The following is a 12,817-nucleotide window of genomic DNA, read 5'->3' on the forward strand; positions in this document are numbered from 1 at the left end:
ATTCATATTAGTCATATTTTATGATTTACGCTATATTGTGCTTTAATAGCGGTAGAAAATAAGATACTGCAGCTTGAATCGTCGCTGTGATATCTTTTTCATGAAATTGAGGCATTATCCGTTGTAAATAAGGATCGCTATTTTCCCCGGAGAAAAAATTATCTCCTTGCCAAGCATGAATCATTTTCTCACGCGCTTCCCTTTGACGGTTTACCTCCCAATCTATAGTTCTAGTTTTACGGTTAAAGCTGTGAGTTAACCATGCCCCACCTGAACGATTCAGCAAATATAACGGCTCTGATATTCCTTGCCAATAGCCATTAACCAGTGTTCGTAAATACTTATGAGCTTCCTCCGTTGATAGCATTGAGAAATGCCACTGACTATTAATACCCAAAATACGGCTTTCACTCTTACCGCCCATGGCACAATAAGCCAGATGCTCGAGCCATAGTTGTAAACCATCTTTCATAGAAAGATAACCTGGACGCCAGCGCAATAAACCATTATCTTGCACTTGCGGTAGCCAGCCAGTTAGTTCTGTGTGACCAATAGTTAGCATTACTTCCTGGCTATGTCGCTCTGGTAAAAGAAATGCACGAATCTTATCTGCTAGTATCATCATTTTGTGACATTGTTTAGTCCAGTATAGTTTGCCAAAAGCACCATAAGTCAGTAAACCAGCTGCACGCACTTTTTGGTATAGTACATCAATGTTCTTTTCCTCAATGAGCGTATTTAATAGTATTTCGTTAATCTGATAACGATTAGTACCTGTTATAGTAAATGGTTCCGCTTCAGCGATATCTGGGGGTTCTTGACAGAACCAAATAGCTAACTTCTGCTGGAACCAGGCGCGTACTGGATGATTATAAAAACGTTTTAAATCCTCAAATAATAGTATATTTTGTGACCCACTACTTAACGATCTAATAAAATCTTGTCGCTTGCAGTCCCCACTACTACCAGCTTTAGCTGCCAAAAGCCATTCCTCAGCAAAACTATGATTTTCGCTGCCTGGTATGAAATTAGTGGGCGCAAAAGGCATGCGACTATGCCATTGCCATAAATGGGTGCGTACATGCATAGCGCTAGTTTCTTCATCAAGCTGTTCATCGCCGGGGAGATAAAAGCTTTGTGCAATATAATCCGTTAATTCACTAACTAGTACCGATGGATAGCGCTGCCTATTATCTTGAATTGCTCGCCCAATAAAACTAATGTAGAGTCGCTGTTGGGCGGCCAACAATGCTTCAAGAAACAGATAGCGATCTTCGTCGCGCTTATTACGATCGCCGCGACGTGGCTGCTGTGCCATTAAATTAAAACCTACCGGTAACAAAGAATGCGGGTATACGCCGTCGTTCATTCCCAGTAAGCAAACTACTTTGAAAGGAATCGAGCGCATTGGCATAAGGGTACAAAAATTTATCTTGCCTGCTATAAAACGCTGGCTTATGCGTTCTTGATTTAGACGTATGGCTAGTTCATCATATAATAAAGTAATCGGTACCGGCCGGTCATAATTGGCTTCTATACCAAACTGCAGCATCTGCTGCCAGTGATTTACTACTAGAGCTAGCGCTGCTTCGGCTTCTCCCTCTACTTCAGGGAGAAAAAAATCTTTGATTATATCTCTGGCGCAAGTTAACCATTCCTTTAGCTGACGAGCCTTAGCTAAATTATGACGCCAGCGGCGTAACATCATCAAGAGTTCTGCCAACGGTCCTACCAATTCAGCTATTAGTGCTCTAGATTCATCATAAGGTAAAATTCCCTGCCATGCTCCGCTCTTACTCTCCATCGCATAGCCTAATAACATGCGGTTTAAACCAAACTGCCAGGTATGTTGACCGGTAGCAGGTAACATAAGATCGCGCATGGTATCGTCATCTAGCCCCCAGCGAATACCAGATTCAGCTACCCAGTGGCGCAGCAGTTTTAAATTATCTTGACTAATAGAGAAACGTGCTGCTAGCGCTGGAACTTCTAGCAGAGCTAATACTTCTTCAGCGGTAAATCTACTACGCGGTAGTTCAAGCAGACTAAGAAAAACTGGTAATACTGGATGGATATGCTTTGCTTGGTAATCACAAATAGCAAACGGTAGATAACGACCTGCTACTGCGTTGCCAAATACAGCCTGAATAGCTGGGGTATAACGATCAATATCAGTAACCATAATAATTACTTCACGCGGTAAAATATATGGTTCTTGCGCCATCATCGTCAGCAGACTATCGTATAAAACTTCTATTTCTCGCTGTGGACTATGGCAAATATGTATACTGATAGAACGATCTTTAAGCTGTAGTAATCGCTTTCTATTTGTGTAATTCGGTATATTATAATTATAGTTAACGCTATAATTTTCTAGTTCTAGTATATCTCGCTGCAATAAGCTGAGTAGGCAATCTTCCTCAGAAGATTCAACAAAAGCGTCGACTTCCTGTACGTTCTTTAGCTGCGATAGCAGATATAGAGTATCTCGTCCTAGTTTACCCCAAGATGCTAATAGAGGATTATTTATCTGCATTTGCTCATATCTTTGGTCATGAAGCGTCTGGTAGTGCACCGGTGGTAAGGTAAGGCACGTATTAGTACGATCACGTATGTCTCCCCAGTAGTAACGGCAGGGATTTATAAACATTAGGTGGATGTCTATATGGTTGCCTAGCGCCTGTAGTACTTGCAAATAGGTAGGTGGTAGCGAAGAAATTCCACAGATAAATATACGATCTGGTAATCCAGATGGACGTTTTGCGCTTTGCATCAAGACATTAATGAAGCGCTGATATAAATTAGCGTCATGGCATAGGAACAGGTGAGCACTAAAGATATCTTCAATTAGCGCTTGCCACAGCGTAGCTTGCCAGCGCTGGTCTTGACCTAAATGATTTAGTTGCTTTCCATGCTGCCATTTTTCTAACCAGTCTGGGCGAAATATTAAATATTCTTCAAATAAATCTGCCACACGTGCCGCGAAAGAAAATTGTTTACGCTTATCTACGTCATCACTAAGATACTGGCTAACGACATCAAAATCAGGTTGATGGTAAAAACGTGGTATAATCGCCATTAGTCTCCAAGTCATTGCTGACTTCGAGAACACACTTTCAGCGGGAACATCTGGTAGCACACAGGTAAACATTTTCCAAATAAAACTTGCTGGCAGGGTAAAGTCAATATTAGCCGCAATACCGAACGACACCGCTAACTCCATCTGCATCCACTGCGCCATGCCATAACTATGTACTAATATTACTTCTGGCTGTAGTAGATCAGGTAGTTTACTGCTAGATATTAATCTGGCAGTTAAAGTTTTTAATAAATCTAGTTGGTTAGAGTAATAAATAGTAAACATAAACTCTTCCCTTCCAATCCAAGGATGAGATTATTTAAATGGCAACTGGAGCTTTTATAGCAGGATGAGGATCGTAGCCGCTTAAATAAAAATCCTCAAATTCATATTGAAATAATGACATAGGCCGACGATGGATCACCAGCTGCGGTAACGACCGCGGATTACGTTTGAGTTGTAGATCTGTCTGCTCTAAGTGGTTACTATATAAGTGAATATCTCCACCTGTCCAGATGAACTCTCCCAGCTGGAGATCGCACTGTTGTGCCACCATATGCATAAGTAGTGCGTAACTAGATATATTGAACGGTAGACCGAGAAAAAGATCGCATGAGCGTTGATAGAGCTGACATGACAAAACGCCATTAGCGACATAAAATTGGAAAAGAACATGACATGGCGCTAGCGCCATTTGGTTTATTTCACCAACATTCCAAGCAGAAACAATAATGCGGCGCGAATCGGGATTGTGCTTTAACTGATTCATAACATAGCTTAATTGATCAATATAACGTCCGTCTGCAGTGCCCCACGCACGCCACTGGCGCCCGTAAATGGGACCAAGATCACTATCTTCGTTTATCCATTCATCCCAAATAGTAACTTTATTTTTTCTCAGATAATCCACATTAGTATCGCCATTAAGGAACCAGAGCAATTCATAGATAATTGAACGTAGATGACATTTTTTAGTAGTTATTAAAGGGAAACCATCGCGTAGGTTGAAGCGCATCTGATGACCGAAAACAGACAATGTACCAGTATTTGTACGATCTGCTTTTGATGTACCCTGTGTGCGCACTAAGCGCATCAATTCCAAATACTGTTTCATAATACTTCATAAAGTAAAGTTATTATATCGATCAAAACTAAGTTAAGTAAGGCGGTAATAAGACCAGAATAGAATAATAACACCTGCAAAAATCATTGGTACAGAAAGCATCTGTCCCATACTCATAATACCGTTGAACAATCCTAATTGGGCATCAGGCTGACGGAAAAATTCCACTATAATGCGGAATACACCATAACAAATGAGGAATAAACCAGATACGCTGCCTATTGGACGCTGCTTACAAATAAAAAGATTAATAATGATAAACAACACTACTCCTTCTAGTATCATTTCATATAGTTGGGATGGATGACGAGGCAGCATACCATATTGCTCAAATAGCAATCGTAATTGCGGATTGGTAAGCAGTAGCGCTTGATCTGTATCTATAGAACCTGGAAACAACATCGCCCAACTAGTATCAGTAGTCACTCTGCCCCATAGTTCGCCATTAATAAAATTACCTAATCGTCCTACTCCTAGGCCGAACGGAACCATAGGAGTGATAAAATCAGATACTTGGAAAAAATTACGTTTGGCGCGGCCAGCGAACCAAAACATTACAATAATGACGCCAACTAGACCACCATGGAATGACATGCCACCATCCCATACTTTAAATAAATACAGTGGATTATCGATAAATAGCGGTAAGTTATAAAAACACACATAACCAATACGGCCGCCGATAAATAGACCCATAAAACATATGTACAATAAGTCTACTGCTTCTTTTGTCGTCCAATCGTTGCAAGGCTTATTAGCATATCTAATTGCCATCCACATGGCAAATAGGAAACCTATTAGATACATAATACCATACCAATGCAAAGATACTGGCCCCAAAGACAACAAAACAGGGTCTAATTGAGGAAAAAAGAAATATTTGGTTGTCATTGATGACCACCACAGTTGAGATGATTAATTTGACTAGCTACACTACTATTTAGTGTTGTTGACATACTTTTCTCGACTAAACTAAGCTTCTTGACTTCATTTTCATAAGAGAAAAAACTCTATTTGCTTTTATAAGCAACAGCTACCCGTTGTGTTGCAGTATCATGCCACTGTAGCTGCATTACTCGATTGGAGAATTCCTTCATCACTTTACGATAGACGTCCCGCTTAAAGGAAACAATCTGACGAATAGGATACCAAAAGCTAACCCATCGCCAGCAGTCAAATTCAGGTATCCCACCGCGCTGCATGTTAATCTCTGTATCTTGACAGACTAGTTGTAACAAAAACCATTTTTGCTTTTGACCGATACATATCGGCTTGGTATCACAACGTACTAGCCGCTTGGGAAGCTTATACCGTAACCAATTACGTGTCGAAGTTAAGATACGCACATCTTTGTGGCTTAACCCTACTTCTTCAAACAATTCGCGGTACATAGCTTGTTCAGCGGTCTCACCAGTATTAATGCCGCCTTGGGGAAACTGCCAGGAGTTTTGTCCGTATCGTCTGGCCCACAACACCTGTACATCTAAATTACAGATTACAATACCAACATTCGGGCGGTAGCCATCATCATCGATCACCGAACTGCCTCGATTACATAACAAACATAACAATATGTTTTAATTCTTTCATACTAGCACAGTACGGTAAACTATTGCTTTTTAAGATTAGCTTTAGTAGCTGAATAGCTATGATTCCATGTAGCAATCAACTAACATGAGTTGATTGCTACATGACTAGAAAGTGGCGTGCTAGTAACTTACCGGTAAAGTTTTTTTTTAGGTAAAAGCCTAGCGGCATGGTGCGTATCGGTTGACCTAATTCACCAATAGCTGCGGTTAAAGCTTGACTATTAGCAGCTTTGGGTCGTAGTTGCAGTACTTCGCCATGGCTACCAGTAATATGCTTTACCTTACCTAGTACAATAAGATCCATAAGTTCCTCCCAATCGCACTGTAACTGTAGTACTTCTTGTGCATCTGGGCTCCACAAAAGCGGAGCACCGATACGCCGTTGGGCTAAAGGTATTTCCCGCTGTCCTTCTACTGGTATCCACAAAACACGCGCTAACTTATAGCGTACATAGCTTACTTCCCATGTTAGACCACTATTGCCGGTCAGCGGGGCAACGCAGACAAAGGTTGTTTAGAGGGGGTAGCCGTTTTTATCTACTGGAATAGTTTTTAATTCAACACCAATCGCTGGAAAATCTTGTTCAGGCTTATTACCTGCGCTAGCACCAAGATATTGTTCTAGTAATACACCTATCCAACCTTTATATCGCTTAAGGCTGTCTGGTATGACTATAGTAGCATGCGCAGCTAGTTCTCCTAAGGAGAAACCAGCCAGCGCTTGAGCGCGGCATAATAGTTCCATTTCATTAGCTGGGGGTTCCATAGGGGAGCATTCCTATTTGTTATCTATGAATAGATAAGAATGAATTCTATTCTTTTAGTTTTTTCTTTCATGTTATACTAATACTCAATTTGAGTTATTAACTTATCTAGTTTTGTTCTAGTACTAATCTTATGCCAGTATTAAGTATATTAGCGAAATAGTTTTTGTTTGATACGGTACAACGCCATCGGTCCAATAAATTAAGTCGATGTTGCTTAACACTTCACTTCTCTTAAGACTAAAACAAAAAAGATCATTTGTTATTTATTAAATAAATAGATATTTATTTTGAATAAGTTAGTAATCGGTTCGGTGAAGATTGGTCTCCATTCTCCAGATGAGATTAAAAAAACCTTATCATTTAATAATGATAAATCATTAACCAATATTTGGTATAAAGGTCAAATGCGTATCATGATGGCGAAAAAATTAGCAACTACGCTTACAAGTGCCGGTAGAGACAAAAAATTTACTCATGGCGCAGTTAATACCGTAATACAGCGTGCATCCTCACTTGTGTTCGATTCAGTCCAAAAGCAAAAACAAGCCGCCGCTGGACGCGCCAGCGGCGAGTTATTTTACGGCCGACGCGGTACTCTGACCCATTTTTCATTGCAGCAGGCAATGGTAGAGCTGGAAAATGGCGCTGGCTGCGCTCTTTATCCTTGCGGAGCAGCTGCTGTAACTCACGCTATTCTTTCTTTTGTATAGGCAGGTGGTCATATTTTAGTGACTGGTTCGGCTTATGAACCTACCCAAAACTTTTGCAAGCATATTTTAGGTAAAATGAACATAACTACTACCTGGTTTGATCCACTAATAGGCGCTGGTATCAGCGATTTAATTAGGCCTAATACTCAGATTATTGTGCTCGAATCACCAGGTTCTATCACAATGGAGGTACAAGATATTCCTGCAATAGTGCAAGCGGTACGTGTGACCAAACCTGCTATCGTTATTATGTTAGATAATACCTGGTCAGCTGGGGTGTTACTTAAGGCATTAGATTTAGGAGTAGATATTTCTATTCAAGCAGGTACTAAATATATTATTGGTCACTCTGATGGTATGATTGGTACAGCAGTAGCTAATACACGTTGCTGGGATCAGCTACGTGAGCAGTCCTATCTGATGGGACAAATGGTCGATGCCGATACAGCTTATATGGCTTCTAGGGGGTTACGTACACTTGGCATCAGGTTACAACAACATGAAGAAAATGGGTTATGTATCGCGCGATGGCTAACTCAACGACCTGAGGTAGCGATAGTTAACCATCCAGCACTACCTAGTTGTAAAGGACACGAAGTTTTCATGCGCGATTTTAGCGGTGCGAGTGGTCTTTTTTCTTTTGTTCTGAAACAAAGGCTGAGCGATACGCAACTGGCTTATTATTTAAATAATTTTGAATATTTTAGCATAGCTTACTCCTGGGGAGGTTTTGAATCATTAATACTAGCTAACCAACCAGAAGAGCTCTCCGCCATCCGTCCAGCTGGTGGTATAGACTTCACCGGTACATTAATACGGCTACATATCGGACTAGAAAATAGCGATGATTTGATCAACGATTTATCAGATGGTTTTGTACGTATTGCACAAAGCTCTGATATTAATTAAGTAAATACAGATTAAATTTTAGTACGGTTTTGCTATAAATATTAAATGGTTAGTTTTATGCAGTCAGTTTATCACTCAACAATAACCATATTTCATTATGCGTTGATAACGACGGTTGAGTAGCTCTTCTTCGTTCAGATTATCTAACTCGGCTAAATCAAATAGTAGCTGCTTTTTTAATGAAGCAGCGATGGCAGGTATATCGCGATGAGCGCCACCTAGAGGCTCCGGTATAATACTATCGACTAGTTCAAGCGCCTTCAGACGCGTGGCGCTGATTCCCATTGCTTCAGCTGCCAGTGGGGCTTTATCGGCACTTTTCCACAATATAGATGCACAGCCTTCTGGCGATATGACTGAATAGGTGCTATATTTTAGCATATTTACCTTATCGCCAACACCAATAGCTAATGCACCACCAGATCCACCCTCACCTATAACGGTACTAATTACTGGGACCCGTAATCCAGCCATTTTGCGTAGATTTGTAGCGATCGCTTCAGACTGACCACGCTCTTCCGCCCCTACCCCAGGATAGGCACCAGGGGTATCAATAAATGTAAGTAGTGGTATACTAAATCTATCCGCCATATCCATTAAGCGTAATGCTTTACGATAACCTTCTGGGGCCGGCATACCAAAGTTGCGATAGATTTTTTCTTTCGTTTCTCGTCCTTTCTGGTGGCCAATGATCATCACAGGACGCAAATCGATGCGTGCTAATCCGCCGACGATAGCTTTATCGTCAGCATAAGCACGATCCCCTGCTAGTTCGTCAAAATCGGTAAAAATATACCGCACATAATCGAGCGTATATGGTCGGCGGGGATGCCGTGCTAACTGAGCAATTTGCCATGCGCTTAGGTTAGAAAAAATTTTACTGGTTAATTCTATACCTTTTTCACGTAGGCGCTGTATCTCTTCATTAAGATTAACATCATATGTTTCATTTTGACTGATAACCGATGTCAGCGAGTCAATCTTTGCTTCGATATCGGCAATAGGTTGTTCAAAATCAAGACAATTGATACTCATACATAGTATGTCTCTATTAGTAAAATTCTAGTTTAACCCGTTCATTGCCTACCAAAGTACGTAAATCATTCAGTAAATGATCAGTCGGTATAACTAGCCAAGTGGCACTGAAATAAAGTCGTGCACGTGCCTTTTCTCTTTCTCTTTGATAATAAAGATGTACTGGAATTGTTCCTAAGGCATGTGATTTCAAAGATAAGCAAAGACGGTTCAAAAACTGTTCATTCATTTGTTTAGCAGTCAGCAATATAGCCAGTCCACATGCATATTTTTTACGTGCGGTGTTAATATCCATGATTTTACGCGCAATCAGCTTAAAGCTTCCTTTAAAATAATCAAAGTTCACCTCTCCTTCGACGAGTAAAATACGATCTGTTTCTAACCAAGATTGATATTGTTCTAACATATCGGTAAAAATAATAACGTCCAAATGTCCAGAGCGATCATCTAGAGTGCATACGCCGATACGATTACCTTGCTTGGTCACTATTACTCGTAACGATAAAACTAAACCAACTACCGTTATTCTTTGACCCCTAGTTATAAAAGGCATATCTTTTAAGCGTACTCCTCCAGTATAATGTTCGATCTCATGTAAATATTGCGTAATAGGGTGACCTGTTAAATAAAGTCCCAAAGTGTCACGTTCGCCTTTAAGAAGGATCTGTTCCGACCATAATGGTATCTTTTTGTTATTGGAACAGTCTGTTGACTTATATACCCGCATACCGAACATATCTATCTGACCGATTGCCTTGGATTTCTCATGTTGATCAGTGGTCTTTAGTGCAACATCTAACAAGTTTATCAATGCAGCGCGGTGTGGTCCTAGTCTATCGCAAGCCCCAGACATGATCAGCTTTTCTAGTATACGTCGGTTCAGCTTTTTGCTGTATGTACGTGCGCACAAATTAAATAAATTGCTAAAATTTCCGCCTTTATTTCGAGCTTCTATAATTGTAGCTATCGGCCCCTCACCGACGCCTTTAATCGCACCAAGACCATAAACAATTTCTCCCTCTTCATTGACATGAAAATGATACTGACTGATGTTGATATCAGGCGGTAGTATTGTAATACCTATACGTAAGCATTCGTCTACTAGCCCCACTACTTTATCGATATTATCTATATCTGTAGTCATGGCAGCCGCCATGAATTCAGCCGGATAATGCGCTTTCAGCCACAGCGTTTGGTAGGAAACTAGCGCATAGGCTGCAGGGTGGGATTTATTAAAGCCATATCCAGCGAACTTTTCTACTAAGTCAAAAATCTTCATTGATAGCTCACCTTCGACCCCGATATGTTCTGCGCCAGCCTTAAAAATACTGCGTTGATTAGCCATTTCTTCCGGATTTTTTTTACCCATAGCACGGCGTAACATATCAGCTTCGCCAAGTGTATACCCTGCAAGTATCTGGGCTATCTGCATTACCTGTTCCTGATAAAGAATAATACCGTAGGTAGGTTCTAAAATAGGTTGTAAAGACTGGTGTTGCCATTGAAGATCTGGGTAACAGATGGCTTCACGACCATGTTTACGGTCTATAAAATTCTCTACCATACCAGACTGAAGTGGACCCGGACGAAATAGTGCTACTAATGCTATCATATCTTCGAAACAGTCTGGCTGTAAGCGCTTAATAAGATCTTTCATGCCGCGTGATTCTAGTTGGAACACGGCAGTAGTATCTCCACATCGTAGCATATTAAAACTTTTTTTGTCCTCCAATGGAATGGCAGCGATATCAATGATCGTCTGCTTATGAAGCGCTCGTTTAGTGTTAATTATTTCCAGCGCTCGGTTTATGATGGTCAGAGTACGTAGGCCTAGGAAATCAAACTTGACTAAACCAGCGTGCTCTACATCGTTTTTATCGAATTGAGTCATAGGATTATTACCTTTTGCGTCACAATATAGCGGCGCGAAATCGGTAATTTTCGTGGGTGCAATAACTACTCCACCTGCGTGTTTACCAACGTGGCGGATCACTCCCTCTAACTTTCGTGCTATGTCTATCAGCACCTTAATATCTTGATCACAGTTATATATAGCCTGCAGTTGCGGTTCGGTAATTAAAGCTGTTTCGAGCATTATTCCTGGATCAGGAGGCACTAGTTTAGAGATTCGATTAATCCATTTATAAGGATAACCTAATACCCTACCGACATCGCGGATGACCGCCTTAGCCGCCATAGTACCAAACGTTATAATCTGTGATACCGCATCACGACCATAAGTTTCGGTAACATGATCAATTACTAGATCTCGTTTTTCCATACAGAAATCAACATCAAAATCTGGCATCGATACACGCTCAGGATTGAGAAACCTCTCAAAGAGGAGATCAAACGCCAGCGGATCGATATCGGTTATTTTCAGCGCATAGGCTACTAGAGAACCAGCGCCGGATCCGCGTCCTGGGCCTACTGGTACATTGTTATCTTTAGACCATTGTATAAATTCCATAACTATAAGGAAGTAGCCTGGAAATCCCATTTTGTTAATTACTTGCAGCTCTGTATCCAGCCGTTGATCGTAAGGTAATCGTTTTTCGCTCCGCTGGAGAGAATCTGGAAAAAGAAAAGTCAGTCTCTCTTCTAACCCTTTACGTGATAATGTGATGAAATAATCTTCAGTAGACATATTACCGGTAGGAAATTGTGGTAAAAAATATTCACCAAGGCGGATAGTGACATTACAACGACGAGCGATTTCCACGCTGTTAGCTAGCGCTTCGGGCAGATCATGAAATAACTCGCACATATCCTGTTCGCTACGAAGATACTGCTGCGAGCTATAGTTACGCGACCGCTTGATGTTGTCTAACGTATATCCTTCATGGATAGCTACTCTAATCTCGTGGGCATAGAAATCATCAGAACTGATAAAACGTACGTCATTAGTGGCTACTACTGGCAAACAGTAGTGCTTCGCTAGCTCTACCGCAGCATTTAGATAGCTTTCTTCATTAGGTCTACCAGTGCGAATAAGTTCAAGATAATATCGTTGTGGAAAATAGCGCTGATAAAAAGTTATGCACTCTTTTACTTGTGATATTTTGCCAGACATTAATAATTGTCCAATCTCACCTTTACGTGCACCAGAAAGAAGAATCAAGCCTTCATTATGCTGGATAAGCCAGTTGCGATCGATAACTGGACCAGCAGCATCATAGCCTCGCTGATAAGCCTGGGAAATAAGCATAGTTAAACACTTATAGCCAAAGTTATTAGTAGTTAGAATCGTTAATTCCGACAGTTCATTGCCTAGTATCTCACTTTGCATTAAGAAATCAGCACCGATAATGGGCTTAATACCGGCACGATGGGCTGCTTTATAAAATTTGATCATCCCGCAAATATTAGTAAAATCTGTGAGAGCTAACGCAGGCATCTGCAGCTCCACTGCTTTTTCGACCAATGAACTGACTTTTATCAACCCATCAATCATAGAATAGTCGCTGTGTATATGTAGATGAATAAAACGTGGTTCTGTCATTGTTTTTCGTTTGTTTTTACTAGAGTTTAACCAAGGCAACGCTTTTATTTTGAGCGAAATAATATTAGGAACATGTTTGATGTATCGCTGCTATTTATTCATC

General features: G+C 40.7%; 6 protein-coding genes and 2 pseudogenes. 1 reads left to right on the top strand and 7 read right to left on the bottom strand.

Annotation, left to right across the window (positions count from 1 at the left end; genetic code table 11):
* Positions 1 to 25: 25 nt before the first annotated feature.
* The 5 genes and pseudogenes from recC to mutH form a co-directional block, all read right to left on the bottom strand.
* A complete protein-coding gene (gene recC / locus CEX73_RS03285) occupies positions 26 to 3,364 on the bottom strand; it encodes an exodeoxyribonuclease V subunit gamma (protein WP_101627155.1) in 3,339 nt (1,112 codons plus the stop codon).
* A 34-nt stretch (positions 3,365 to 3,398) separates the two neighbouring features.
* Positions 3,399 to 4,193 (bottom strand): thymidylate synthase, encoded by a 795-nt coding sequence (gene thyA, locus CEX73_RS03290; RefSeq protein ID WP_101627156.1) that lies wholly within the window; start codon positions 4,191 to 4,193, stop codon positions 3,399 to 3,401.
* Positions 4,194 to 4,235: 42 nt separating this feature from the next.
* On the bottom strand, positions 4,236 to 5,093 hold the full coding sequence (gene lgt / locus CEX73_RS03295; protein WP_101627157.1) for a prolipoprotein diacylglyceryl transferase: 858 nt from the start codon (positions 5,091 to 5,093) through the stop codon (positions 4,236 to 4,238).
* Positions 5,094 to 5,212: 119 nt separating this feature from the next.
* Positions 5,213 to 5,740 (bottom strand): RNA pyrophosphohydrolase, encoded by a 528-nt coding sequence (gene rppH / locus CEX73_RS03300; RefSeq protein WP_101627159.1) that lies wholly within the window; start codon positions 5,738 to 5,740, stop codon positions 5,213 to 5,215.
* Positions 5,741 to 5,888: 148 nt separating this feature from the next.
* Positions 5,889 to 6,557: pseudogene (gene mutH / locus CEX73_RS03305) on the bottom strand (DNA mismatch repair endonuclease MutH).
* A gap of 414 nt (positions 6,558 to 6,971) precedes the next feature.
* Between mutH and metC the strand changes: the two are divergent.
* Positions 6,972 to 8,177 (top strand): annotated as a pseudogene (metC, locus tag CEX73_RS03310) (cystathionine beta-lyase).
* A 75-nt stretch (positions 8,178 to 8,252) separates the two neighbouring features.
* On the opposite strand, the gene accA reads toward metC, so the two are convergent.
* Together accA and dnaE are read right to left on the bottom strand one after the other, a co-directional pair.
* On the bottom strand, positions 8,253 to 9,212 hold the full coding sequence (accA, locus tag CEX73_RS03315) for an acetyl-CoA carboxylase carboxyl transferase subunit alpha (protein ID WP_101627161.1): 960 nt from the start codon (positions 9,210 to 9,212) through the stop codon (positions 8,253 to 8,255).
* Between the two features lie 16 nt (positions 9,213 to 9,228).
* The gene (gene dnaE, locus CEX73_RS03320) at positions 9,229 to 12,714 is read right to left on the bottom strand and encodes a DNA polymerase III subunit alpha (protein ID WP_101627162.1); all 3,486 of its coding nucleotides are present in this window, start codon (positions 12,712 to 12,714) and stop codon (positions 9,229 to 9,231) included.
* Positions 12,715 to 12,817: the final 103 nt, after the last annotated feature.

It is taken from the genome of Candidatus Palibaumannia cicadellinicola (assembly GCF_002855795.1).
GTDB classification, from domain to species: domain Bacteria; phylum Pseudomonadota; class Gammaproteobacteria; order Enterobacterales; family Enterobacteriaceae; genus Baumannia; species Baumannia cicadellinicola_C.

Bases quoted from the DNA above. Each gene is read 5' to 3' on its own strand.
- recC (WP_101627155.1), bottom strand. From the start codon at position 3,364: ATGTTTACTATTTATTACTCTAACCAACTAGATTTATTAAAAACTTTA.
- thyA (WP_101627156.1), bottom strand. From the start codon at position 4,193: ATGAAACAGTATTTGGAATTGATGCGCTTAGTGCGCACACAGGGTACA.
- lgt (WP_101627157.1), bottom strand. From the start codon at position 5,093: ATGACAACCAAATATTTCTTTTTTCCTCAATTAGACCCTGTTTTGTTG.
- accA (WP_101627161.1), bottom strand. From the start codon at position 9,212: ATGAGTATCAATTGTCTTGATTTTGAACAACCTATTGCCGATATCGAA.
- dnaE (WP_101627162.1), bottom strand. From the start codon at position 12,714: ATGACAGAACCACGTTTTATTCATCTACATATACACAGCGACTATTCT.